Genomic DNA, 26,615 nt, shown 5'->3' with positions numbered 1-26,615 from the left:
ATCCTCTAGGTAAAAGGTAATGCTATGAAATTATCACTCCTCATATTGGCGCTTGTACTCCCCTCTGTTGCTATGGCGGCGAAAGAAATTCCGCTCAGCAGCCATGCACCCTTGATATACATCAATCAAAATATTGGTTTTAACGTTAAAGGCTATAAGTACAATCAGGCAGAGTTTCCCTGCGATATTGATAAAATGCTAGTAAGCAATTTAATTGAACGTGCCAAAAAGAGTGACATTCGTTTAGAAGCTGTCAGCACGCGCGATAAAATTATAAATGACGTCGTGCCAGTATTAGCGATTGATATAGAGCAGCTTGTTTTAGGTGATAAAGAACGTCAGTTTGGTACTAAACAGGATAGCAGCTTACCTAAGGTGCAAATTACAGCTGCCTTTATAAAAGGTAAAAATGACATGGTCACAGCTAAACACACCTGCGCAATTATGAGCCTGAACGAATTTACTGCAGCGAGCAATGTATTAGATTTAGGTACTTATGGCGTCTCTATGTGTGATGCGACGCGCAGGTGCCTGCGTGCTTTGAGTAAGGATGTGATTGCCTGGATGGTGCCGCAAATTCCTTAAGCAAGCTGGTGCGCAAGGCCGAGATGGCGCTTTTGTTTTACATATTAGGTAAAAATGTCTTAGTAGGTGGTTCTATACTGCCTACTAAGCACTGAAATAATAATTGTTCCCTCAGCCATTACTGCTTATACAAATCCAATATTGCGTTGATCAAAATTTTTCACGTTGGGAAAAATTGCATCAATATCTTCAGTAGTCACGCCAAACCATTCGCTTAATGTGGCGGCATACTGATCAAAACTGACATTAGGAATGAGGCGGCCTTCACCTATGTCATCGTCGCTACCTGCATCAAGTACAGGCATACGCCCAATAATTTGTTTTCCTTTCACTGCGCCCCCCATCACCAAATGATGGCTGGTCCAACCGTGATCTGTGCCATCGGTACCGTTCATAGTAAGTGTTCGGCCAAATTCTGCCGTGGTAAAACAGGTGACTTGATCTGCTAAGCCAATTGCCGTTAATGCTTGATTAAAATCGCGCAAACTATTGTTTAACTCCGTTAACAGCGGTGTCTGGTTGTCGAGCTGATTACGATGCGTATCAAAGGGGCCAAAATTAATATAAAAAATTTGCCGCTTAACTTGAAAAGCTTCATTGGCAGCGATTAATTTGGTAATCATCGCGAGACTTTCGGTCAGGCCTTGAGGTGAAGAGTTATTCATTAAGGGTAAATCTAGTAGCGGTTGAGCCTGTAAAATATCAGATACATATTGCGCCATAGACCAAGCATTCAATTGAATATCCGAATAATAGCTTTGCAATAGATGGTCGCGTTTGCGATTTAAAAAACTGCGGTAAAGCTGTGCTCTCGAGGCCGAAAAATCATTTGGATTCTGTTCGGAAAAAGCATCAATTAAATTTACACCGGTATTTCTTACGGAGTAAGGAAGAAGGGCATTACCTCGCTGAAAACTATTATCCCCAGACAAGGTAATATTCATGGAAAGCTGCTGGTTGATATTAAAACTGGTCATAGACTCTGCAATACGCCCTGCCCAACCAGTACTCAGGTTTCCATTATTTAATGATTGTAAATACTCTGTTTGGTCTTTATGAGAAAATAGATGGGGTGGTATTTTTGCCTTTTTATCGAAATAATTAGCTTTCGTAACTGGCTCAATTAAATTGCCTATGTTGCCAATGAGAGCAATCTTTTCCTGCGAAAACAAATGCGCAATATCGGGTAATACGGGGTTTAAACCATAATTCTCTAGCGTGCTATTTGTCGGGTTAAGGGGCAATAGAGTATCGCGTGCTATGGCAATATTTGAGCGCGCCTTATTGTAAGCTGCATAACCGGAATTACTGGAGGGGACGAGCATATTAAAGGCATCATTGCCACCCTCTAAGTTTATACATACCAATGCTTTGTATTGGCTCGTCGCTGTTGTTTCTGCATTGGCGAGTAAAGGCACTAAACCATTGGTGAGTGCAGCTCCGCCCAGCAAGCCTTTGCTAATAGATTTTATAAACTCTCTTCTATTGCTATTGTATGTTTTCATGGCGATTACCTTTGAATGGCGTATTCAGGTGATACTGCAATTAAAAATACAGCCTCATAGACACGCATTAAGGGATCTGAAATGAGAGCAATATGATTTGCAATCAGATTGGCGTCGTCATTGTTAATATTGCCTTGAGCCAATATTAAATTTAGTCGATCGACTAAAGCTAGCGGCGTACCAGCTATTGCGATTTCTTCCGCTAAATTTAATTTTGCATGTATGGGAGGGTTATTCCATGCTGTATCCGTTCCCCAGTTTTGACCGCTAGTACCCCAAAAATCTTTATCATATAGGTCGCGGTTGTAAATCATTCTAGCCAGTAGGTTTGCCTGTAGTACGGCATTGCTTTCTGTGAACATTTGAAACTCGGGTGCTAACAATTTTTGTTGTGCGAGCTTTCCGGGTGGGCTGTAGTCAGACTGATAGAAATTAAACACAGAAGGCGCAAAGAAAGCTTCTTGTTCGGCATTGAGCGTGCGACTCATATAGCGAATGGTATCAAGGGACTTTCCTTCAAACTTAATAGGAATGCCGCGTGCTTTAAATGCGCGCCAAATACCTGAAACGAGTAGGGGATATTCTTTTAGTTTCCCATAATATGCTTGGCTATTTGCTGGCGGATGTTGCGCTTCATCATCTAAATAAATCGCTCTTATTACGGCTTTCATGTCACCCTTGATACCCGCTCCATTATCATTAAAAACGTTCGATATCCGCGCCACATATTCAGGGCTTGGATTGCTCGTTATTAAATATTGAATTAATTTCTTGCCAATAAAAGGCCCAGTATTAGGGTGGGAAACGATATTTTTTATAGCTGCTTGAATATCTTGTAGTGGGCTATTTCCTGCAGGAATGACCTCGCCATTTAACAGTGTTTTGGCATTGCTATCATGGAATGCCGGATAGGCTTTCATAGGTTCGGTATTACTGACAGGCTCAAAGTAAGTACCATAAGCGCCAAAGGTTTTGCTGCGTGAAGAACTCCAACCTGTGAAAATGCGTGAAAATTCTTTTACGGTATTCTGATCGTAGGTTGGTATGGCATTACCCTGCGCATCAAGTTTTAACGTACCATCGTTATTAAGTTGATTTAAACCAATGCTAAACAGTTGCAATATTTCGCGCGCATAATTTTCATCTGGGCGTATGTTGAGTTGTTCATTCGCTTTGGGATTATTCAGTGAGCTTAAATAAATTCCCATAATAGGGTTCAAGCTGATTTCTGTTAAAAGGCTTTCATAATTTCCCAGTGCGTGTTTTGCTAAAATATCATGATAGTTTGCAAAGCCACGTTCTCGCGCATATTGATCTGCGCCAAATTCCGAAACCACCAAAATTTGACTTAAGGCAAAGGCAACCCGTTGGCGCAATTGATCTTGTCCCCAAATTGCCGTTTCCCACCATATGTCGGTGCGCATAATATAGCGGCGCCAAACGCCAAGGCTTTCAATTTGATCATCAAAATAAGGGACGGGAGGCGTTGGTTGATAGCCAAAATAGATTAAGCGTTTATCTAAAAATTCCAGCTGCGCGGTTTGCTCTGTTGCTATTTGTTTTTCGAGCCAGGCTGTTTTTCCCTGTTTGATAATGTAATCAATATCTTTAGCAGTAGCGCCATAGCTGGCCTGCGCAAGAAAGCGCGATGCATCAACGGCTTTAAGCCAGTCAGCTGAGGCGCGCGTCGGTAATGCGGGGTCGGGAAGCGAGTCGTGCTTTAGTTCTACTGGTTTGAGAACAACAGGTGGTGAACTGATTGAGGATGTAGTAAGAGAGGATGCAGATGATGATAGTGATGTTTTTAGCGAGGAAAGACTCGATGTTTTCGTGGGCACTGTGCCAGAGTCTGAGCTTGAGCCGCCACAGGCAGTGATCAAGGTGCTTAGTAGAATTACCACACTTAAGTGTAGGAGATTTTCTTTCACGCTGATCATATATACCTCTCACTAAAAACGCATTGTATGTATCGGGTCAGCCTAGCTCGTTGCAGGGTGAGATATAAAGACAACACATTTGTTTATTATTATCACATCGATTTTTGAAGAAAGACTATTGAGTAGTCTAGCAGGCCGCTAACATTGTTTTATAGAGGTAGCTCAATTGATTTAGTTATAACGCTAGCTTATTTGTGACGTTTTACAATAGTGAATGTGAGTAATGGAGTAATGTAAGTAAATAAAGGTAAATAAGAGCAAAAAATTTTATTTTTGCTCTTGCAGTTGTAAGGCCCACATCTGCGCGTGAGTTCCCTCTTCGACCACAGCCCCCTTGCTCTAAACAACAATCTTATTCGCATCCACAATATAGTGGAGAGCCTATGGATAATCACAATACTGGTGTGGCCGCTGGCAATTTCGCACATAGCCTCGACTACAGCGGCTTCAGAATTGGAATCTAAAGCCGATGTCGCTCCATCGCATCTTAAACTTCTTGTCCCTGTTAAAAGTGCTGGCACTGTAGCGATGCACTGTTTTTTACCGCCTAAAGCTGAGGTAGTTGGCTGATAAAATCCTTATACTTTTGTGTTTTCACAAAGGCATGGGCGGCAGCCAGTGAGCCATAGGTACTTATATGCATACCGTCAAAACTATAGGGGATACCTTCCTGGGTAACATCAGACTCTTGGCCATCGATATGGAACAGCGAAGCTCTATCTAAAAACATGACATTGGAATACTGCTTCGCCAGTGACTCCAAGATTTTATTGGCCTTTGCTTCTTCAATATCTGCTGCCGTTGAAATTTCACTAATATCAAACTGAGATTTATCCATCAAACTCTTGTTGTAAACATCAACTGGGTTGATATCAAACGCTTTGGGCGCCGCCATTATCACTACTAACTTTGCGTGCTGGGCAGCAAAGTCTACTGCTGCAACTACGCTATCCAATTTTCCTTTGACAGAATAGTCCATCCAATTTGCGCTCAAAATAACTAGGTTGTACCTACCGATATTCTCCTGAAAATAGCGCCGATTAAAAAGGCACTGCTCGCGCGCTTTAAAGTCGTAGGGGCCAGTCCATTCTTCATTGAGTGTTGGCACACAAAAATTGGTCGTCACAGGATTAATGCGCAAGCCCGCCTGCTTGCCCACCAGATCCCAAAAGGGTTCGTAATTTCCGGCGTAGGAGTCCCCTAATAAAATTGCTTTTTTGGTCGACGTATCACGTCCTAACCAGCAAGCTATGCCCTTGTACCCTACCGGCAACTCCAAACTTAAATCCGGCTGATAAAAGCACCAACCGTTTAATAGCCAAGGGAAATCAATTTCTGGTTGCGCTTGAGCGATACTGGTATCAATTCGCGCGGGAAAGCCTTTGGTGTTATTGCCCATAACGCCAAAACCCAAAATAAGGCCGCAGCATAAGATGCAGCTCGCAGTGAAATATCTGAGCTTGATAAATTTTTTATTTCGAAAGGGCTGCTCGATAAACTTCCAACTTAAAAAACCAAGAACCAGCGCAGCAAGGGCCAAACCTCCAAGAAATAAATGGTCAGGTACCTCGGGCATAGCCCTGTGACGTGCAAAAACAAAAAGCGGCCAGTGCCAAAGGTAGGCGCTGTAGCTAATCAAGCCAATTGCAACGAATAATCTGTTGCCCAGAATCCTCCCCGCTAGGGTTTGATCATTTGCAAATAAAATAATAAGCACTGCACCAAGCGTTGGTGCGAGCGTATAAAGACTAGGATGAGGAAGTTGAGTATTACCTGCAAACAGCGCAACTACAATCAATAATAAACCCACACTACTTAACAGTTGTTGCAGGTTTTTGTTGATGCGAGGCAGGCTGTAACTGGTGGTGTAATAAGCGGCCAGTGCGCCAATTAAAAGCTCCCAGCTGCGACTATGCAATAAATAGAAAGTCGCCGAGGGCTGATAGTGAGCGCCCCATTGTGCTATTGCTAAACTAATAAGTGCTGCTAATACCAGCAGTAAGAAATTGATACGTTTGCGCAGCTTCCAGGTCAAGAGCACAAAGAGTGGAAAGAATACATAGTACTGCTCTTCCAAAGCCAAGCTCCAGGTATGCAGCAAAGGCTTCCACTCTGCGGCGCTATCAAAATAACCTGTGGTTGAATAGAAAAATACATTGGAAGAAAATGCAGTAACCGCTACCAAACTCTGCGCAAAGCTTTTCATATCCATAGGAATAAGCCACAGCCAAGCAGCGGGCAGGCAGCACAAGAGCACTACAAGGAGTGCAGGTAAAATTCGTCGGGCTCTGCGTTCATAAAAATTGGCTAGGCTAAAAGTCCCAGCAGATTTTTCTGACAAGATGATGTGCGTGATGAGATAACCGCTGATAACAAAAAATATGTCAACTCCAAGAAAACCTCCTGGTACCAGCGAAAAATTAGCATGGAACAAAATAACAGACACAACTGCGACGGCCCTAAGGCCATCTATCTCTTTTCGATACTGCACAAATAGTCCTTATGGTAATCGACAGCGTGTGTAGCCTGGTGAACAGCTACAAATTGAAAGTCTTACTCTTTATTCTAATTATTATTTAATCAAGAAAGTCTACAGTATCCTGAGTTTCCTTTCCTTAACTACCCATTAGTGTTGTTCTTGTAACTGCATCGCCCACATCTGCGCGTAGCGCCCTTGTAGCGCCAAGAGCTGTGCATGAGTTCCCTCCTCAATCATAGCCCCCTGCTCTAATACAACAATCTTATCCGCATCCACAATTGTGGAGAGTCTATGGGCAATGACAATGCTGGTGTGGCCGCTGGCGATTTCACGCATGGCCTCGACTATAGCGGCTTCGGAATTGGAATCTAGTGCCGATGTCGCTTCATCGAAAATTAAAATTCTTGCCCCTTTTAAGAGTACCCGCGCTATAGCAATACGCTGTTTTTCGCCGCCGGAAACTTTTAAACCGCGCTCACCTACAAGCGTGGCATCACCTTGTGGCAGGCTATTAATAAAGGTTTGTAGGTGCGCCATCTTAATTGCGCGATCTATATCTTCATCGCTGGCTTGGGTGTTGCCATAGGCAATATTGGCGCGAATACTGGTATTAAAAAGCACTGTATCTTGGGGCACTATGGCGATGGCGCGGCGCAAAGACTCAAGCGTCACAGTGCGAATGTCTTGTCCATCAAGGGTGATGCTGCCGTTGTCGATATCATAAAAACGATAGAGCAAACGCGCGAGCGTACTTTTACCTGCACCTGATGCGCCCACTATGGCAACGCGACTGCCTGCTGCAATATTGATAGATAGTCCATTCAGAATTGGACGTTCTGGGTTGTATGCAAAGTTCACGTTAATTAATTGCACTGCACCTTGCGTTATTTGCAGTGGCTGTGCATCTTCAACATCGACAATTTTGGCGTTGCGTTTTAATAACGCCAACATGTTTTCCAAATCTGTCAGTGCTCGGCGAATTTCGCGATACACAAAACCTAGAAAGTTGAGCGGAATGAATAACTGGATCATGTAGGCATTAATCATGACCAGGTCGCCCATGGTCATGGTTTTATCCATCACACTTTGCGCTGCCATCCACATCATGGCGGTGATAGCCATGGCAATAATGAGCGCCTGCCCAGAGTTGAGTGCAAGCAATGACATGCGGTTTTTTAATTTAGCGGTTTCCCAGTTGGCGAGAAAGCTATCGTAGGTGTCCGCTTCAAATTTTTCATTGTTGAAGTATTTAACCGTTTCGTAGTTGATTAGCGAGTCCACCGCGCGGGTACTGGTGGTGGAATCTGCCTGATTGGCTTCGCGTACAAACTTGTTGCGCCATTCGGTCGTTAAAATAGTAAAAAGCACATAGATAGCCACAGCGACAAAGGTAATAAGTGCATACCACCAAGAAAAGGCAAATGCGAAAATGCCTGCGACCATGATGATTTCGAATAGCGTGGGTACTATGTTGAACATCATAAAGCGCATTAAAAAACTGATGCCATTGGTGCCGCGCTCTATGTCGCGGGTAATGCCGCCGGTTGCGCGGTCTAAATGAAATGCGAGCTCAAGTGAATGCAGGTGTTCAAATACGCGCAGGCCGATTTTGCGCATGGCGTGCTCGGTGACTCGGCTAAAAAGTGCATCGCGGATTTCGCCAAAAAATACACTGCCAAAGCGTAGGGCGCCGTAGAACAAAATAAAAAATGCGGGCAAAAATAATTCGGGGCTTAGGCTGCGGTCGACACCATCGATAATGTGTTTTAGTGCCCAAGGCATCACCAAGCTTGCGCCCTTGGCCGCCAGCAGCGCGAGAATCGCGAGTAATACTCTTCCTTTAAAATCCCATAAATAAGGCAGTAAATAATTGAGCGACTGGCGCAAATTCACCTTGGCGGCGGCGCGCGGTTCTGTATTGGGGTGAGAGGATAGACCGGAGGAGTGCATACCGCGCATAGTAAAAACCTCTCAGGGGCCTCAACGGAAAAGCGAAAGTGTTAAGCAGAGTTGAACGGGATTTGGTTTAAACGAAAGCGGGGGGAGTTTAAAACTCCCCATCGCGCGCCATACGCTCGCGCTCTTTGCGATCTTCCTCTTCTTCTTTGGCGTGTTCGATAATGCGCATCATGGTGGCGATATCGGCGTCCACATTGCTCTCGGCAAATTCGCCCGTGAGTTTTACGTTGGGGTGCAGATTGCCGTGCTCAAACAAATTCCAAATTTCTTCGGCGTAGTGGCTCACCAATAGGTCTGGTGCGTACTGGCCAAAATATTGGGTCATGTTGTTGATGTCGCGGGACAGCATCATTTGTGCATTGTTGTTGCCGGCGGCGTTTACGGCTTGGGGTAGGTCGATTACCACGGGGCCTTCGCCGTCAACCAGTACATTAAATTCTGACAAGTCGCCGTGAACCAGACCTGCGCAGAGCATGCGCACAATTTCCATCATCATACGGCCGTGATAGTCGCGTGCAGTTTCTGCATCAAAGGCAACATCGTCTAAACGCGGTGCCGGGTCGCCATCATCATCAACGACCAATTCCATGACCAGTACGCCCTCTAAAAACCAGAAGGGTGTGGGTACGCGCACTCCCGCGGCGGCGAGGCGATACAGTGCATCTACCTCGGCATTGAGCCAGGCGTCTTCTGCTTCTTTTTGTCCATAGCGGGTGCCCTTAGACATAGCGCGAGCGCGGCGCGAGTTGCGTACGGTGCGCCCTTCTTGATATTGCACGGCCTGTTTAAAGCTGCGCTTATTCGCTTCTTTATATACCTTAGCGCAGCGCACTTCTTCGCCGCATAACACGACAAACACCTGTGCTTCTTTGCCGCTCATAAGCTGAAATAGCACATCATCTATAAGGCCATCATCAACCAATGGCTGTAATCGTTTGGGTATCTTCATCGGCTCTCTATTATTCTGGATCTACGTGGCCGCATAGTAACACTGCAGGCCACCGCTTGAACAATAGGCTGCCGCTTCAGTTACAGGAAGATGCCGCCTGAGGCCTCAATCCGCTGGCCGTTGAGCCAACCGCTTTGGTCGTTTAGCAGCAGTGCAATTACACCGCCAATGTCATCCGGCAAGCCGACTCGGCCCAGCGCCGTTTGGCGTGCAATCATCTGGTTAAGCTCACTGTTATCGCGCACTGCGCCGCCGCCAAAGTCGGTTTCTATAGCACCTGGTGCAAGGGTATTAACCGTAATTCTACGAGCACCCAGCTCCTTCGCCATATACTTGCTCAGAGTTTCTACCGCACCTTTCATCGCGGCGTAGGCCGCGTAGCCTGGGAAGCTAAAACGGGTGAGGCCGCTGGAAATATTGATAATGCGACCGCCGTCGTTAATATTCCCTAACAGCGCTTGGGTGAGAAAGAACACACCTTTAAAGTGAATGTTTACTAACTGATCAAACTGCGCCTCGGTAGTTTCGGCAAAGCTCGCGTGAATACCAATACCCGCGTTATTAACGAGCAAGTCAACTCGTTCGCGCTGCCAATTATTGGCTAAAACTGCAGCTAACGCCGCCGAAAAGTGGTTGAAACTACTGCTATCACTCACATCCAACGGCAGCGCCGCCGCTTTTACGCCAAAAGCTTGTGCTGCGGTCACTACGGCGTCTGCTTCAGCGCGCTTGCTGTGATAGGTGATCACCAGATCAACACCCTGCTTGGCCAGCGCCAAGGCCATACTTTTACCCAAGCCACGGCTAGCGCCAGTGATAAGTGCGATTTTGTTCATCTATTTATCCTCAAAATGTGATGACTGAATATTCAGTGATCCCAGTCTATTGGGGGATATAAGTTAGATAAATACACAATTATTGATTAGACTGTTCGCCCAAAATGAACAATGAAATGCAAATTAGGGTCGAATAATGGCTTTTAATCGCTTGGATGCAATGGGGATTTTTGTACGGGTAGCCGAGCTAAACAGCTTCACCAAAGCGGCGGATAGCCTTGGCATGCCCAAAGCAAGTATTTCTACGGCAGTACAGCAGCTCGAAAGTCTACTGACTACACGCTTACTGCAGCGCACGACACGGCGCGTGCAATTGACGCAAGACGGGCAAGTCTTCTATGAGCGCTGTAAGGATTTGCTAGCAGACGTGGATGAGCTAGAGAGCCTGTTTCACGCGAGTGCTGCACAGCTGAGTGGGCGCTTGCGGGTTGATATGCCCAGTGGTGTTGCCAAGAATTTAGTAGTGCCGCGGCTGCCAGAATTTTTGGCATTACACCCCAAGATACAATTTGAACTTAGCAGTACCGACCGCCGCGTTGATCTCATTAGCGAAGGTTTTGACTGCGTGGTGCGCGTTGGCAAACTGAGTGACTCTTCATTAATCGCTCGCCCCATAGGTCAGCTGCAACTGTTGAACTGCGCCAGCCCTGAATATCTGCAGCGTTATGGCACTCCGCAAACGCTGGCGGATTTGAGTCAACATCAATTGGTGCACTATGTGACTCAGTTAGGCAGCAAATCACCCGGGTTCGAATACGCTATAGGACGCAAAATAGATTTTGTGCCCATGGTGGGTAGCATCAGTGTTAATAATTCCGAGGCCTATTGCGCCGCTTGCCTAGCCGGCATGGGCATAGCGCAAATTCCCTCTGTAGGTGTACGCGCAGCCTTGGCAAGCGGAGAGTTGGTGGAAGTATTACCCGCGTTTCGCGCTGAGCCTATGCCAGTCTCCATCATATTTCCCAATCGACGCAATCAATCGCGTCGAGTGCGAGTATTTATGGATTGGCTGGCAAGTTTGTTAAAGGAATATGTCGATGCAGAAGAAATATGAAGTAGAGATTAAGGTAATAGGATGAAGGAGCCCACATCATGTACCCGATAATTTGCCCTAAATGCCGCTATCAACGGCAGGCTGCAGATGTAAATCTTCATGCAGATATTTGCCCTGCCTGCGGTATTGTGTACAGCAAATGGCTCGCGCGCCAGCAGGAGCCCAGTGCAGCAGTTGAAGAATTAGCACATGACCCAGACTATGAGCCTTCGCTCAGCCTTAGCCAACAACTTAAAGCTGAATTTACCTATGTGCCAGCACAGGTTCCGCGCGAAGCCTATTGGGCGCGCGTAGTTACCCTCGCCGCTTTCGCACTTTGGGGCGGCTATTTTATTACTGCGGGAGTCGACTGGGAAAAGCTCGGCGGTTCTTTCATGCACAACATCAATCTGCCCTTTCACGAATTTGGGCACGTTCTATTTATGCCTTTTGGGCGTTTCATGATGATTCTCGGCGGCAGCTTGTTTCAAGTGTTGCTGCCGCTGATGTTAATGTGCGTATTTGTATTCAAACAGCGCGACACCTTCGCCGCCAGCATTATGCTCTGGTGGTGCGGCCAAAGTTTTATTGATCTATCGCCCTATGTGGCCGATGCCCAATATCGCGCGCTGCCCTTAATTGGTGGCGGCGGCGAAGAGTCACATGACTGGGGTAATCTACTCACCATGCTGCAGCTATTGCCACACACACAAACTATCGCCAAAGGCTTTTTTCTGGTGGGTGCTCTTATCTTGTTAAGTGCGCTGATGTGGGGTTGGTTTATTTTACAAAAGCAGAAAAAGAATCTCGTCAATTTTTTAGATGCGCCTTAGTTGTAGTATTCCGCGAAATTTACACCGAAAATTATTTTTAACGCAAAAAGAGGTAAGTATGAACTTGGATTTTATTGACAGCCTATTCGCAGGCTTTGGTTTAGCAGAAACCAGCTGGATCGGCAGTTTAAAAATTTTTTTGCTGGTTTTTTTAACATTTTTAGTCAGCTTTATTGTTAAACGTATACTCAAACGGCTTAAAATTCATTTCGCAAAAACTGACAATTTATGGGATGACACTATTCTTTGGGCCGCGCGTAAGCCCATCACCACGCTCATTTGGATTGTAGGGCTTTCAATGTCTGCGGCTATGGCAGATAAAGTAGCGGGAACGGAGTTCTATAGCTTTGCCGAGCCAGTGCGAAGACTCGGTTTAATCGTCATGATCGCCTGGTTTATTTTGCGCTTTATCACCAGCGCAGAACGCATTGTGGTTTCGCCTGACAAAATGAAAGACCCTATGGACCCAACCACGGTTTCCGCCATGAGCAAACTTTTGCGCGGGTCTATTATTATTACCGCAACCTTAGTTGTGCTCCAGTCTATGGGCTACAGTATTTCCGGTGTGTTGGCATTCGGTGGCATCGGCGGTATTGCAATAGGTTTTGCCGCAAAAGATTTGCTCGCCAATTTTTTTGGTGGCTTGATGATTTATATGGATCGCCCTTTTAGTGTGGGTGACTGGGTGCGTTCACCGGATAAAAATGTCGAGGGCACCGTTGAAAAAATCGGCTGGAGGCTCACCACGCTGCGCACGTTTGACAAGCGTCCGCTCTACGTACCCAATGGCACCTTTGCCACTATTTCTTTAGAAAACCCCTCGCGCATGAGCCACAGACGTATCAATGAAGTGATTGGTATTCGCTACGAGGATGGACACCTTATGGGCCAGATTGTTGCCGATGTAAAACAAATGCTGATTGATGATGATGAGATAGATACTGATCAAACAACCATTGTTAACTTCGATAAATTTAATGCCTCATCGCTCGACTTTTTTATCTACGCCTTTACCAAAACCACCAATTGGATTCACTATCACGAAGTGAAACAAGCTGTCATGCTAAAAATACTGGATATTATTAGCCGTCACGGTGCAGAAATAGCCTTCCCAACACAAACGCTGCATCACGCCTCTATTCCGCCTATGGAAGTAGCAATGGCAGACAGTGCGCGGAGTTCAACGAAAGCTGGTGAGTAGAGTATTGCTACTCACCATATTCTACGGTGCGAATTACGGCTAAAAACTCTTCGCCGTAGCGTTTTAATTTGCTCGCCCCTACGCCGGTAATCGTGCGCAATTGGTCTTCGGTAATGGGGCGAAACGCGAGCAGCTCACGCAGTGTGACATCGTGAAAAATAACATAGGGCGGTACGCCCTGTTCTTCGGCTAATCGTTTGCGACAAGAGCGCAGTGCATTCCATAAGGCTTGGTCTTCTGCATCCACCACCACGCCTTGTTTGCGCGCAATATTGCTTGCGGTAGTTTTCAGCTCGCGGCGCAATTGAATGGCTTCTTCACCGCGCAAAATAGCACGGCAGCTATCATTCAGTAAAAGGCTGCCATAGCCTTGTAAATCTACATCGAGTAAGCCGCGCGCTACAAGTTGACGAAAAATACTTTTCCACTCATCAGCGCTGAGATGTTTGCCTATACCATAGGTGGATAATTGTTGATGCTCGAACGACATAATTTTTTCACTGGTGCCGCCGCGCAATACATCTATCACATGGCCTGCACCAAAACGCTGGCCCGTGCGATACACGCAGGAGAGCGCCATGCGCACTGCTTCACTGGCGTCCCAGGTTTGCGGTGGCGTAATACAGCAGTCGCAATTGCCGCAGGCCGGTGAATTATGTTCCCCAAAATAACGCAATAAGGTTTGGCGACGGCAACTGGTTATTTCGCACAGACCGAGCATGGCATTTAAGCGCTGCTGTTCATTGCGTTTGAATTCTTCATTGCCTTCCGACTGGCCCATCATCTGCCGCAGTTTTACCACGTCCTCTAAACCGTACAGCAAGAGTGTAGTCGCGGGTTCGCCATCGCGGCCCGCGCGGCCTGTTTCTTGGTAATAGGCCTCAATACTTTTAGGTAAATCCAAATGGGCCACAAAGCGCACATCGGGTTTGTCTATGCCCATTCCAAAGGCGATGGTGGCCACCATGATAATATTGTCTTCGCGCAAAAACCGCTCTTGATTCTGCTGCCGAGTTTGCACGGGCAAGCCCGCATGGTAAGGCAGTGCGGTAAAGCCTTCGCCACTTAGCCACTGGGCAGTTTGCTCGACTTTATTACGCGACAAGCAATAAATAATACCTGAGTTACCCGCTTGCTCATTGCGCAAAAATTCCATGAGCTGAATTTTAGGGCTGTTTTTAAGCGCAATGCGGTATTGAATATTAGGGCGGTCAAAACCGTTAATAAATTGCTGTGCATTTTGTAACTGCAAGCGCGCAATAATTTCATCGCGCGTGCGCACATCGGCCGTGGCAGTAAGTGCAATGCGCGGTACTTGTGGAAATTCGCGCGCGAGTAATTCTAACTTCAAATAATCAGAGCGAAAGTCGTGGCCCCACTGCGACACACAGTGAGCTTCATCGATAGCGAAAAGTGAAATTTTAATTTGGTGAAAAAGTTCGAGGGTGCGCGCCTGAATCAATCGCTCTGGTGCTACATAAAGCATATCCAGTTCGCCACGATGCAGCGCTTGCTCGGTCTGCCACATTTCTTGCGCACTTAGCGTAGAGTTCAAAAACCCTGCACGCAGGCCCAATTCGCGCAGCGCATTTACTTGATCCTGCATCAGCGCAATTAAAGGCGATACCACTATGCCCACGCCGTCCCGTACCAACGCGGGAATTTGGTAGCACAGCGACTTACCGCCGCCAGTGGGCATCAACACCAAAGCATCTTCACCAGCAATAAGTGCATTAATCACTGCTTCTTGCGGATAGCGAAATTCGTGGTAGCCAAAAATGTTGTTAAGAATATTGAGAGGAGTGGTCATAGCTACACCACCTGTTGCTGTAGCAGCTGGCTCATAGCCTCGCCGATAAGTTCAAAGCCGTTATGGCTTGTTCTAAGTTCAGTTAGCAGGGGTAGGCTGTTTTTACAAGATACGTCAATATCATTCACAATTTTCTCGATAGTTTTATTGCTTAAACGGCAGTGTACTTTGGCGAATTTTTCTAACACTTTCCACTTGGGCCAGCGCTTGCTACCCGTTAGGGTAAGCGCCATGCTGTCGCGTGGAAGATAAGGTGTGGTGCTTACTAGATCAAAAATAGGTGCAAGCTTGCGGCTACTACTAGGCACATGACCTGAGTGATAGTTTTCTAAGTTTGAATAGAGAATGCCAAGGTTTTTTAAATGGGCATCGCCGTTTCTAATTTTAATATTGAGCAGGGTTAGCTTAAAAAGGTCTTCCAAACTTTTCTGCAAATGTTCAGGCGACACAAACTGAATCACTGTGCCCGCACAAGCTTCTATGCTCGACTCATATTTTTGTTGCGTGGTTTTTCCTTGCAGTACACAGAAATCCTCAAAACCTAGCGGCTCCTCGTTTGTATCAATATCAAAGCGTTCGCAAATAAGTAGCTTACCATTGTCGCTGAGATAAAAATTAGGTGTGCTCAACCCAGCATTGCGCGCGAGCGTTAGGCAAAAAAATTCATTGCAGGCTAACTCTGGAAATTCTGCGCCCCAACTTTTTACAATATATTTTTTTAAAGGCAATGTTGCCTTATCGGTTATTGGCGGCACTGGGTCTTGGTGCGCATCCATCAATACCTTGGGTTGTACACCCGCCACGCCGGAATAAACCGCATAGCGTTCGAACAACTGGTGAAATAAATCGCTATCGTTGCTGCCTAACAGGTCGCGCAATGCAGGTGCTTGTGCGCTTTCAGGTGCTAAGGGGGTGTCGGCAAGGCTGTAACGCAAACGGCCAATTTGATGCTTACCCAGCAGGCTCAGGTAACTTAAGTCATCGCTGCCGAAATTTTTTGCGGCATAGCGCTCAATAGCTTGGCGCAAATAACCCTCGGGTAAATTCATTTGAAATAAAGGGTGTAATCCCTGCGGGTAGCTATAACTTTCTACCCGTAGTGGCATGGTAAGCGAGAGTGCTTCGGGGGCATTCAAACTATAGCTAAAGCTGTGGCGTTGTTGCGCGCGCGCCAAGCGCCCGGCCAATTGAGCATTCATGTACACATCAACTTTATCGTACATGCTCGGCCTCGCTCTGCGCTGCCACTAGCTCGTCTAAGGTAGGTAAGCCCCCATTCGCCAGCACCAATTTTTTCCCTAGTAGCTCCAACACGCGCTGCACCTTGCGAATACCTATATCCGTGTAGTCGTTGCGCTCCAGCATGCCTAGAGTCGTGCGATCTAGCCCGGCCATATCGGCAAGCTGGGCTTGGCTCCAGCCCTGTTGTTTACGCAGTAACTTAATCTGTGCGCCCAGTTGCTCCAGTGAGCTACTCATAAATTCTTAATCCAAAAGATGAATATACCTATCATTAATACCAACTTTACTCTATTTGATGTGTATGTGCATCATTAAAGGCAATTCAAAAGCACTAATGCATGTTCATGATAAATTCAGCACAATCCTTTAGTCTGTTGCGCTGTTTGCTATGTTGTTTCATTTACGTTTCAAGGAGATTCTATGTTAACCCGCACCCTAGCTTGGTTTTTGATGCTATCCCTAGGTTTTTCTACCCAACTCTATGCCAGCGATAAACAAGACCACCCGCTGTTTGCCGCCTACCCCGGCGCTAAAATCAGTTATAGCCGCATGCTCGATTACGAAACCTTTACCCTGCCATTGTCGGTAGTAGACACCAGCAAAAAGCCAGCGGCGTTTACGCCCTTAGCACTGGTGGGGGATCTTTACCGGCACACCTATTCAGTCAGTAATGTTTCAACTCTTAAGGTGTACGAAAATTACTTGGCCGCCGCAAAAAGTGTAGGTTTTAAGCCACTGTTTAGTTGCCAGTTGGATGCCTGCGGCACGCCCGATCAAGTTAAAGCACTGGGCGGCTTGCTCGCCATTAATGACAGTGTGTACAACAATTACAACAACCCCTATTACTGGATAGGCGAAAAAACCACACCCAAGGGTAAAATTATTGCCGCTTGGTTTATTGGTATTTACGATGAATATGTAAATATTCAGCAGGTGATTGTAGAAGAAGAGCCCTTAACAACGGGGCTGGTGAAAGTAGATAGCGCCTATGCAGGCTCAGCCGCTACAGAGCAGCCAACTGAGGCCCTAAGTGACGAGGAAAAAGCCAAAGACCACAGTATGTTGCCGCGCTACCCAGGGGCAAAAGTTGCGCGCGATAAAAAAGTTGATACAGAAGTATTCACCTTTCCCTATTCCATTAATGCCACACAAAAAACACCGCTCACCGTAACCGGCGATCTCGCCATGCACCGCTATGCCGTGCAAAATGTATCCACTTTAAAAATTTATGAAAACTACAAAGCAGCGCTGCTTAAAGCAGGCTTTAGTTTTCTCGCGCAATGTGAATTGGACCAGTGCGGCACACCCGATCAGGTAAAAAAATTGGGTAATCAACTATCGATAGATGGCGACATCTTCAATGAATATCACAACCCCTATTACCTCTTTGCCAGTAAAAAATTAGCCAGTGGCACCGTCTATGTCGCCTTGTTTATTGGTATCTACGATGACAACGTTAATATTCAACAAGTGATTGTTGAAGAAAAAGCCGTGCAAACGGGTTTGGTGAATATCAGTGCTGATGAGTTAAAGCAACAAATAGATAACCTAGGTAAAGCCATGATCTATGGCATTTATTTTGATACGGGCAAAGCTGCGGTAAAACCAGAGTCCAAACCCACCTTAGATGTCATCAGCGAACTGCTAACCCGCAATCCTAACTTGTTGCTCTATGTTGTGGGTCACACCGACGACACGGGAGATGGCGCCGCCAATGTCAGCCTCTCCAAGCAGCGCGCCGATGCCGTAGTCGCCGCCTTAATAAATACGTACAACATAGCGCCCAATCGCTTGGCCGCTCAAGGTGTTGGCCCCTATGCTCCCGCTGCCAATAACACCAGCGATGCAGGCAAACAAAAAAATCGTCGAGTGGAATTGGTGAGTCGTTTACGTTAAAGCTTAGATTAAATGCGGCCTATTCCATGGTGGTATAGGCCGCATGTAGTTTGGTTGCTGCGGAATTCGTTTTAGTATTAAGGGGGAAATTTTTAACGGTGTCTATCCCAATCGTTATTAGGTCTATTTGCGTTTTCGTTAAGCTGCTCATTGCGTCTATCGAGTGCGCGATTTTGCTCATCGTAAAAACGATTCATACGGTCGCGCTCGCGGTTAACATCGTCGCGCTTACGGTTTAAGGCAGCGCGGGCATCATTAGCGCGTCGCGCCAGTTCTTGTTGCTCTCGTGCGCGGCCATTGTGATCATATTGCTGCTGGCGTTGTTGCTCCTGCTGTTGCCAGCGATCAATACCGCGCCCCTCCTCATCTAAATCCCGCATCATCTGATCAAAAGCGCGGTGGCTATCTTCGCGTTCGCGGTTAAGCCTATCGCGCTCTTGCGCTATGTGGTTGCGGCCATAGTCATGCCCGCCAACACTAGCGCCTACAGAGTGTGGGTAATAAAAGTGGGTTTCTTGTTCATTCGCATTCGCAGGCAATGCAATCACCGACAATATCAATAACAAACCCAAGATCACGATAAAACCACTGATTAAAGCCAAGGTATTTTTCATTGCACCGCTCTCTTAATTTTTAAGCAGGCTAGGCGGCGGGGGCTGAATAGCGCCTGAAAAATTAATCGAGAGTAAAAGGGAAGGTTTAAAGTGTGAACTACTGTTGCTCAGTAGCTACCTGAAGGATGAATAACGCAGCTGGATAGTGGTTGCAATACTATTGTGTTATTGATGGGCCGCGATAAATTATCACGACCGAAAGCGATTAAAGCCGTGCACGCGCTGGCTGAACAGTTAAATGTATAAAATGGCAGAATTAAAACTTCGCAAATGGGACTCTGCAGAGCATCTTAAATCAGAAGAAGATATAGCACTCTACCTAGAAGCTTGTTTTGAAGAAGCGGGTGACGATGCAGCGTTTATTGCTAAGGCGATAGGCAATGTCGCCAAGGCGCGCGGTATGACACAGCTAGCTAAAGATTGTGGCATGGGGCGCGAGAGTCGATAAAGGGCACTATCTGGCGAGGGCAGCCCAAGTTTTGCCATAATCTTTGAGGCCATAGCTTCGCTGGTGAACTTAAAGAAATCGGTGCCGTAACCTAATTGAATGCTGAGCAATCAAATGTAATGCTCTGTATTTCCAAAATTAGGCTCAATAGTGCAGAATCCAGCCAAAGGATAAAAGGACGCTCAGCGCATGAAAAACTGGCAAGAGGATGAGCTACTGCTCACGCTGCATCTATATTGCCGCACAGCCTTTGGCAAATTACATAAAACCAACCCCGAAGTAGTAAAGCTCGCGGCGGTCATTGGCCGCACACCTTCAGCGGTAGCCATGAAAGCCTGCAACTTTGCCAGCCTAGACCCAGCACTTGCACAAAAAGGCCTGCAGGGCGCAAGCAAAGCCGACCGCGCTTTATGGAGCGCTTTCATGCTCAACTCCAGTGCAATAGCCGATAGCGCCGAAGCACTTTATGACGCGCGCCTAGCGCCAGACTCCCCAAACAGCGCGGATGTTGAAATACCCCTGCTATTCCCCATCGGCCCCACCGAAACGACAGCTCTAGTGAAAATTCGCCGTGTACAGCGCTTCTTTCGTCGAACCGTTTTAGAAAGCTACAACAACCGCTGCGCCATATCTGGCTTGGCAATTCCTGAGTTGTTAGTTGCCAGCCATATAATTCCTTGGGCCGAAGACGAAACCCGCCGCGCCGACCCCACTAATGGCATCGCACTAAATGCGCTTTATGATAAAGCCTTTGATCGTCACTTGATTTCGTTTGATGAAGATTTTCGGTTGGTGTTGTCGGAAAAAATTAAAGCCAACGCGCAGGACGAAATGGTGGATAAGTATTTTTTACGGTATGAAGGTAAGGAGTTAGAGATGCCTTATAGATTTTGTCCGAGTGTTGAGGCTATGAGTTGTCATAGGGGGTTTATGGGTGGGGGGAGTGGTTGAATTATATGTGGATTTATTGGCGGGGGCTTTGCCCAGGGCGGACTTTGAAGCAATGCTTTACCTATTCTTGGCCGTTATGCGATGTAATTGACTTGTTCCGATTTTCGATGTATCCAGACCGAATTAGTTGTGGCCAAAGAAAAAATTTACTCTGATACTGATTCCTATATCCCTAAGCGGGTCGCAGGAATGAAAAATGTTAGTTTACAAAAGTTACAAGGCACCTGGATCTTAATACCACAGATTTAATTAGAATTTATTTTCTGTAAATTTGTGGAATTTCATTTACTTATAGTGGTAAATATTTATGTCGATTAATAGTGCCGTAATCCACAGGGAAACAATCCAATGTCTTCTCGATAAGGCTTTTCCACATCAACGCCGCGCTGCAACCATCACCTTTGCTGCGTTAAACCAAGATTGTCGAACGGTCATTATGGCTGCCGAAATGCAGTCTGGAAAATCAGGTGTCGCTTTAGCCTTGGCTTGCCTGCAACGAAATAGCTTAGCCGATGACGAAATAATTAATCAGTCAATGTTAAGAGATACCATATATTTGTTAACTATGCCCAATACTGATTTGTTGGCGCAAGCGAAAGAAGATTTGCGCCCTTGCATGAATGCAGTAGTTTCAAACCTTACCCACTTTGAACGTGATTTGGATAAATACTTTCAGCGTCAAAAGCCGAAGTTGATCATTATCGATGAGTGCCATTACGGTTCAAACGAAGAGGCTGTTCGTTATGAGCGTTTGTTTAAATATATTGAAAACAAAAATCAAGAATGTACTGTTGTCTTTATCTCGGCAACACCACTAAGTGCTTTGTTAGCCGCTGAAACCGAAGCGGTCTTGCGCAGAAGCCTCAAAACAAAATTGGTATTTCATAAGGCTAGTGATGATTATCGTGGCATCACGAAAATGTGGTCAGAAGGTCAAGTAATAAGCCTAAATGGTCGCTCGCGTAATATCATGAATAAAACTAAAGAGCGTGAGCAATTTATCGCACATGTACTTGATAGTAAAAATCCTGGCTGGGCCTTAGTTCGCGTTCCTGGCGGCACGCCTATGGATGCAAAGAAGATGTTTATTAAGGAAGGTTTTGAGGCGGAAAATATATTCATTCTTGGTACAAGTTTAAGTGGTGTTCCGGCTAATGAACTGATTGATGTGGACCAATTTAAAATTGAGTATGAACAAGGTTTACTGTTTGGTAAGAAAATGATTGCTATTACAGTTGCAGGAGTAAGAGCAGGAATTAATTTTGGGCAAGGAATGAAAGAGAATTTGCTGGCTTCATGGGATAGTACAGTGTCAAGCGTAGCCGCGATTGTTCAAGCCAATATAGGGCGTGCATGTGGTTATCATGCAAATGCAAGCGCACTTCATTTTACCAATACTTCTGGCGTTAAAGCGTATGCGGATATTGTTGCTTACCTTGAGAAAAATTGCGCAACAAATGCTACTGACGATATGACCGGGTTGCGTGAAGAATTTGAGCGTATCTGTGGCACCTATGATATTAAAGGATTGGATGCCGGGGCTCGCGTTAACAAAGGTCCAAAAGCAAAAGCCAATGCAACCGTTTACGAATATAAAGCATTTCATACTGATAGCTATTTAGTAGTTCCTGCAAATTTGAAAAATGAATTCGATTTCTCTGAGTATACCGATGACCCTGAATATCTAAAATCCATTGATTTGGTCAGAGAAACCTTGCTTAAGGATGGCTTGAGCGTAAAAAGCTCAAGAGCCTTACCACCACATTCGAATAGTATTGCAAACTGGGTAAATGGAGATACATTTAGCAACCCTGAAAAAGCCAATGCGGGTGGCCCCATTTCTGAGCGAGTTGCACGATTTACAAATCTACTAGATCTTGACGGTGATATTCTATTTAACGAAGTAATCCCTGCGGGTGGTGGGATCGAGATAGCAGAAAAATCTATTGGCGTATATGTGTTCAGTATTTTTAACGAGTCACGTCGCGATGTTGAAAAAAAGGTAATGACGCAGGTCGAAGTTAATGAAGTGGCTCAAATGTACGGCGTCCCCCAAGATAACACTATTTTGTTGTTGTTTAAAAAGGGGGAGTTTAGTCAGGAGCATACGGATAGGTTTATTGATAAGAAGATTAAAGATGCTTCACGTAGTCGTATTGTGGAGGTTAGTAAATTTCAACGGGACTATTCGTAAATACTCATGGAAGATTTAGAAATATATTCGAGGGCTATTGCTATTCATGTTCAAGATCATGGTGTTTGCTATTACTGTGGCTGTGAAGCTGAACATGAATTTGATGACTACGCTCCACCAAAGGATGATGCATCTTTCTATATTAGGACTGGTGAACGGTGTTCGCTGGCCATTCTTCCTTGCTGTAAGGAATGCCACAGTTTTTTACTCCGGTGTCGTGATGCCCTTATTGAAGAGCGTAAGCTTTTTGTAAATAAAGCGATAGATCGAAAGTATGTAAAAGCTTTGAGGATATACGAGCGTTGGAACGAACAGGAACTGGATGAACTTTCACATTCACTTGCTATGAGTGTTAGGGCAGGCATTAAATTAGGTCAAGAAGCCAGTCAGCGACAACGCTACCCTGGGTTTGAATATGAAATTGAAGGGACTGTTTTTCACTCCCGTCGTAAGAACATAAGGATTTATACTGTTTTTAGTGAGGAGTTTGATAATTTTAGGAATGCACTTCAGTATGCATCAAGGGCTTACAAAATTAATATCAATAAACTAAAAGAATTGTTGATGGATCACGATGCAAACTTTGACGAAACTATTCATGCATATTTTGCACAAATCGAATTTGAAAAAATAGAGAAAATCAAAAAAACACTTTGCGAAATTTTTTCAAAGAAATATAAGCAGAATGTTAATTTTGTAAAGGGAGCGCTTAATGCCTATATGGAGGTAAATCCATTGCTTACTATGGAGGAGTGCTTGATTTTGATTTATAACGATCGTGTTAAAAAGCCAGAGGTAAAATTTCTTCATGAGGCGATTCAGCAATCAGGCGAAAAGAAGGATTAGCAGGCTAATATATGGTCCGCCCCGTATTGTAAGTTGAAATGCTCGTATCTCGCGTTTAACTGGTAGTGTGGATATTATTGGGTGTATTAGTGGTTTTGTGGCCCTTCGTAATCCACCAGGCGGGTGTTGCCAACAAGTTGGGCTTCGTGCCTCAGCGCTAACCTACACATCAATAAAGCGCGCACTGTGATTTACAGTTTTGATTCTTAGGAGTTTGAGTTATCGCCAAATTCAGTTTTTGGGCGTCAGAAAACAACTTGTAGACACCCGCCTCTTTTGCCCTCGCTCCTGCTGTTGAATGCCACCGAGCTAAGTTTTAATCACCCTGCCAGCGGCGCGCGCATTGACGCAGTTTGCTCCTGCCCGTTTTAGCACGTAGGTTGGGCAGTTATGCCCAACGATTCCATTCAATCACAAAAATGTTGGGCATGACTGCCCAACCTACATAGCAATAAAACGACTGTGATTTTTGAATGAATCGAAATGTAAGTAAAAGGCAGCTATGGCACATCCATGTGCTTGTAGATACTGCGGCTTAAGGTGCGGGGTTTAAATCAAGGTTGTCGATAATGTAGAGCATATTGCCATCAACTTTGGCGTTGTAGGTGTCGAGATATTTTTGTTCTAGTTTGTTGTTTACTCCCCAGGTGGCGAAGTCGTCGTCGTTTATTACACCTAGGCGTTTGTTGTTAATTACCCAGAGGCCTTCCATTTTGTCGTGCGGATAATTGACTTGCGCGACCATATCTACCACAAGGCTTTTTGTTGCGGGCACTATGCCTTGGCTTGCAAGTGCCTGCCAGCTGTTGGCGAGCACGTATTGCTCTAGTGTTTGGCCGCCAATGGTTAAACCTAAGTTTACATCTTGGGCAATATCGCCTACAGCGTTCACTGTTTCCACGTTAGTTGCATTACGCAAATCAATTTTATACACATGTTTCATTACGCCGGGGGCTTTTTCTTGAAAGCCACCATCGCGCTCCAACACTAAAAAGCTGGTGTTGCTGAGTGCAACTATTGCAGAGTTGGAGTTTTGTTTTATTTCTTGTTGGTAAAGATATTGGCCGATTGCTCCCGTTGCTAAATTCACGGTGACAATGCGCGTTAGGTCGCTGTTATTGACTGCCGATGTTGGGTTAGAAATAGTGGATTGCATAATGCCGACCAGTGTTTTTTGATCTGGCGTAACAGTTAAACCTTCCATGCCGCGATTGGCGCGACGTTTACCGAATTCTGCTGGCAGCACCCAGGTAGTGCGCGTGTCGGCGGTAAACGGATTAATTCGGCCTAGTTCAACACCCTCAGCACTGTAGTGCACTATGTGCGGGCCGTATTCATCGCTGACCCAAAAAGTGCCGTCTTTTAATGCGACTAAACCTTCCGAATCTAAACCATAATCATCGAGCTTGATGGGGTTGGTAGTAGCGTCATAGGGTTTCGTCATATCCATGCGAATAATCTCGCCGGCACTGTTGTAGGGAATCTCTTTGGTGCCGCCGAGCCCAGTGGCATTAGGTAAACCGGTAATGAGTGTGCCATCGGGGCGTTTTAGCGGAATGGTTTTTACCAGCGCGATGTTGCCCGCAGCTTGAATTTCAAAAAGCCCAATTTTAGGTGTGTAGTTTTCTACTGGGAACATTTTACCTGCGCCTTGTGCGCCGGTGAAATCTGCATTGGGGCCGCGATCTGTTACGGCATAAAATTGCATGGGGTTAGTCGGGTGGCCAGTCATATCCGAACCGTAACCGCCGTTGCGAATTTCAAAGGTTGAGCCTGGGTAGGCGGTATTTTCTAGATCGTTGCGCAGCACTGTATAGGGCAGCGCCACGCCCCGACCAGAAAAATTATCGGGCGTGCAGGTGTAACTTGTTTGAGTGATTTCGCTGTTATCAAGCTGGCTGTTGTTATTGGTATCTACGCCGCTGTCGATTCTAGTCCCGCCCAACCAACATTGGCTGCTACCCATGGTTTCGGGGGTTTGTTTAACCAAACTTACAAGGCCATTGGTTCCGTTAGTGCCGTTGGCTCCATTTGTTCCGTTAGCGCCATTTTTCCCGTCATCGCCGGAGCCGCAGGCCGTGAGTAGTAATAGGGTTGCGCCGCACAAGCTCGCATGTGTCAGTAGATTTTTCATTGTCATTATCCATGAAGGGTGGGTAGGCACGAAAAACTAGAAGCTTTAGGTGACAGTTGCCTGACGGGATAATGACAATTGGATGAAATTTTTAGGTAATTGCTAGACGGGAGCTGATGGCAGTCGATGTGTTGGAGATATAGCACAGGCTAATTATTGGTCATGAAACGGTAGTATTTCCTTTCGAGAGTTGTAATGGCTGACCCCTAAACTGGAGCGTCCATCCATATGTAATAAGGAATTGTTTATGCAGATAAAATATCCTAAGGCCGCAATGTTTGCGGCTGTTTCAGTGAGTTTTTTGGTGTCTCCCAGTGTATTTGCCAATCCTGATGTGACTAGCCGTGAATATAAGCTATTGCTAAATCCAACCTTGTTTACCTACACAACAGAGTCTGCGCAAGTAAATAGTTATTTTTCAGCTTTCGTGAGTGCAGTTGAAGCAAAAATTGGGCGCGATGTTTCTGGTAGCCTATCACTCGATAAAGTCCGTACGGTAAAATTTTACGATACCGCTGGTACTTGCCAGCTTAGTAAGCTTGGTTATATTTTTCGTGATCGTATTGAGAACGGACAATCAGAAGTCACGTTGAAATTTCGCAGTGCAGATCCTTATATCGCCGACTTTGAAGATCTATCCGCATCAAGCAATCAAGCTGAAACAAAATTAGAATCCGATATAGGCGCAAAAGTGGATAACAATTTTGTGATCACCTATGGTCATTCGACTACGTCGCCTAACACTCGTACCCTCAATAACTTTCAAGATATTAATACGCATTTTCCTGGCTTTGATAATGACTATGGAATAGCCGACTCAACTGCTTTATCACTGGTGAGTAATCTCTCAATTCATGAGCGTGTATATGATGGTGGCCTTATTGATTTAGGTTCAATCGATGCGGATGTCAGTATTACTTTTTGGTATTCCAGTGTTCCTACTTCAGCGCAAAAACCGGTAGTTGTTGAAGTTTCATTCAAATATAAGGATTCTAGTGCAGATTACACCAAGGCTGTCGTTAATAGAGCGAAGCTTTCTTTTGATGCTATGCAAACGTTGAGTAGTTGGAATTCGACAAGTTCGATCAGCAAAACGCAGTATGCTTACACGTACAATCCAACTTTTTGCAATTAAATTTTACAATGAAAAGTGGGGGGTAACT

The 26,615-nt window shown here is 45.6% G+C and carries 21 protein-coding genes; 10 read left to right on the top strand and 11 right to left on the bottom strand.

Translation table 11 applies throughout. The annotated features are described in order from the left end of the window. The first annotated feature begins 24 nt into the window (after positions 1–24). Positions 25–585, top strand: a complete 561-nt coding sequence (locus AC0KUT_RS20390; protein WP_488832446.1) for a hypothetical protein — start codon at positions 25–27, stop codon at positions 583–585. A gap of 125 nt (positions 586–710) precedes the next feature. Here AC0KUT_RS20390 and AC0KUT_RS20385 read toward each other — a convergent pair whose 3' ends face one another. The 6 genes from AC0KUT_RS20385 to AC0KUT_RS20360 form a co-directional block, all read right to left on the bottom strand. Beyond that, a complete protein-coding gene (locus AC0KUT_RS20385) occupies positions 711–2,090 on the bottom strand; it encodes a DUF1501 domain-containing protein (RefSeq protein ID WP_488832445.1) in 1,380 nt (459 codons plus the stop codon). A gap of 5 nt (positions 2,091–2,095) precedes the next feature. Beyond that, entirely contained in the window at positions 2,096–4,027 is a 1,932-nt protein-coding gene (locus AC0KUT_RS20380; RefSeq protein ID WP_488832444.1) for a DUF1800 domain-containing protein, read from the bottom strand. Between the two features lie 547 nt (positions 4,028–4,574). After that, on the bottom strand, positions 4,575–6,518 hold the full coding sequence (locus AC0KUT_RS20375) for an acyltransferase family protein (RefSeq protein ID WP_488832442.1): 1,944 nt from the start codon (positions 6,516–6,518) through the stop codon (positions 4,575–4,577). 135 nt (positions 6,519–6,653) lie between these two features. Beyond that, on the bottom strand, positions 6,654–8,465 hold the full coding sequence (locus tag AC0KUT_RS20370; protein WP_488832441.1) for an ABCB family ABC transporter ATP-binding protein/permease: 1,812 nt from the start codon (positions 8,463–8,465) through the stop codon (positions 6,654–6,656). An 88-nt stretch (positions 8,466–8,553) separates the two neighbouring features. Then, positions 8,554–9,414 carry a PA4780 family RIO1-like protein kinase gene (locus AC0KUT_RS20365; RefSeq protein WP_488832439.1) on the bottom strand — a complete coding sequence of 287 codons (861 nt, stop codon included), beginning with the start codon at positions 9,412–9,414 and terminating at the stop codon, positions 8,554–8,556. Positions 9,415–9,494: 80 nt separating this feature from the next. Further along, positions 9,495–10,250: an SDR family oxidoreductase gene (locus AC0KUT_RS20360; RefSeq protein WP_488832436.1), complete on the bottom strand. Its 756-nt coding sequence runs from the start codon at positions 10,248–10,250 to the stop codon at positions 9,495–9,497. 136 nt (positions 10,251–10,386) lie between these two features. Between AC0KUT_RS20360 and AC0KUT_RS20355 the strand changes: the two genes are divergently transcribed. From AC0KUT_RS20355 to AC0KUT_RS20345, 3 genes are all read left to right on the top strand, one after another. Continuing rightward, positions 10,387–11,304 carry a LysR family transcriptional regulator gene (locus AC0KUT_RS20355; RefSeq protein WP_488832435.1) on the top strand — a complete coding sequence of 306 codons (918 nt, stop codon included), beginning with the start codon at positions 10,387–10,389 and terminating at the stop codon, positions 11,302–11,304. 38 nt (positions 11,305–11,342) lie between these two features. Continuing rightward, positions 11,343–12,116: a hypothetical protein gene (locus AC0KUT_RS20350; protein ID WP_488832433.1), complete on the top strand. Its 774-nt coding sequence runs from the start codon at positions 11,343–11,345 to the stop codon at positions 12,114–12,116. 64 nt (positions 12,117–12,180) lie between these two features. Next, positions 12,181–13,317 carry a mechanosensitive ion channel family protein gene (locus tag AC0KUT_RS20345; RefSeq protein ID WP_488835799.1) on the top strand — a complete coding sequence of 379 codons (1,137 nt, stop codon included), beginning with the start codon at positions 12,181–12,183 and terminating at the stop codon, positions 13,315–13,317. A 7-nt stretch (positions 13,318–13,324) separates the two neighbouring features. Here the strand turns inward: AC0KUT_RS20345 and recQ are convergent, their stop codons facing one another. Genes recQ through AC0KUT_RS20330 form a run of 3 tightly spaced genes read right to left on the bottom strand, consistent with a single transcriptional unit; the run spans position 13,325 to position 16,606 of the window. Then, a complete protein-coding gene (recQ, locus tag AC0KUT_RS20340) occupies positions 13,325–15,127 on the bottom strand; it encodes a DNA helicase RecQ (protein ID WP_488832432.1) in 1,803 nt (600 codons plus the stop codon). Between the two features lie 2 nt (positions 15,128–15,129). Then, positions 15,130–16,350: a type II toxin-antitoxin system HipA family toxin gene (locus tag AC0KUT_RS20335; RefSeq protein ID WP_488832430.1), complete on the bottom strand. Its 1,221-nt coding sequence runs from the start codon at positions 16,348–16,350 to the stop codon at positions 15,130–15,132. Further along, the gene (locus AC0KUT_RS20330) at positions 16,340–16,606 is read right to left on the bottom strand and encodes a helix-turn-helix domain-containing protein (protein ID WP_488832428.1); all 267 of its coding nucleotides are present in this window, start codon (positions 16,604–16,606) and stop codon (positions 16,340–16,342) included. The genes AC0KUT_RS20335 and AC0KUT_RS20330 overlap by 11 nt, the downstream gene beginning before the upstream one ends. A 183-nt stretch (positions 16,607–16,789) precedes the next feature. Between AC0KUT_RS20330 and AC0KUT_RS20325 the strand changes: the two genes are divergently transcribed. Then, positions 16,790–18,265: an OmpA family protein gene (locus AC0KUT_RS20325; RefSeq protein ID WP_488832426.1), complete on the top strand. Its 1,476-nt coding sequence runs from the start codon at positions 16,790–16,792 to the stop codon at positions 18,263–18,265. A 92-nt stretch (positions 18,266–18,357) separates the two neighbouring features. On the opposite strand, the gene AC0KUT_RS20320 is transcribed toward AC0KUT_RS20325, so the two are convergent. After that, positions 18,358–18,879: a hypothetical protein gene (locus AC0KUT_RS20320; RefSeq protein WP_488832424.1), complete on the bottom strand. Its 522-nt coding sequence runs from the start codon at positions 18,877–18,879 to the stop codon at positions 18,358–18,360. Positions 18,880–19,117: 238 nt separating this feature from the next. Between AC0KUT_RS20320 and AC0KUT_RS20315 the strand changes: the two genes are divergently transcribed. From AC0KUT_RS20315 to AC0KUT_RS20300, 4 genes are all read left to right on the top strand, one after another. Continuing rightward, the gene (locus AC0KUT_RS20315) at positions 19,118–19,327 is read left to right on the top strand and encodes an addiction module antidote protein (RefSeq protein WP_488832422.1); all 210 of its coding nucleotides are present in this window, start codon (positions 19,118–19,120) and stop codon (positions 19,325–19,327) included. Between the two features lie 189 nt (positions 19,328–19,516). Beyond that, the gene (locus AC0KUT_RS20310; protein WP_488832420.1) at positions 19,517–20,278 is read left to right on the top strand and encodes an HNH endonuclease; all 762 of its coding nucleotides are present in this window, start codon (positions 19,517–19,519) and stop codon (positions 20,276–20,278) included. Between the two features lie 307 nt (positions 20,279–20,585). Continuing rightward, entirely contained in the window at positions 20,586–22,472 is a 1,887-nt protein-coding gene (locus AC0KUT_RS20305) for a DEAD/DEAH box helicase family protein (protein WP_488832418.1), read from the top strand. Positions 22,473–22,478: 6 nt separating this feature from the next. After that, complete coding sequence (locus AC0KUT_RS20300; protein ID WP_488832416.1) at positions 22,479–23,318, top strand: hypothetical protein; 840 nt, start codon at positions 22,479–22,481, stop codon at positions 23,316–23,318. A gap of 535 nt (positions 23,319–23,853) precedes the next feature. Here the strand turns inward: AC0KUT_RS20300 and AC0KUT_RS20295 are convergent. Beyond that, entirely contained in the window at positions 23,854–25,452 is a 1,599-nt protein-coding gene (locus AC0KUT_RS20295; RefSeq protein ID WP_488832414.1) for an esterase-like activity of phytase family protein, read from the bottom strand. A 247-nt stretch (positions 25,453–25,699) separates the two neighbouring features. Between AC0KUT_RS20295 and AC0KUT_RS20290 the strand changes: the two genes are divergently transcribed. After that, positions 25,700–26,587 (top strand): hypothetical protein, encoded by an 888-nt coding sequence (locus AC0KUT_RS20290; RefSeq protein WP_488832412.1) that lies wholly within the window; start codon positions 25,700–25,702, stop codon positions 26,585–26,587. The last annotated feature ends 28 nt before the right edge of the window (positions 26,588–26,615 follow it).

Source organism: Cellvibrio sp. 25HG11W-0 (assembly GCF_057815475.1).
The sequence above is the reverse complement of the archived record's forward strand: the minus strand, read 5'-3'. Positions and strand labels throughout refer to the sequence as shown.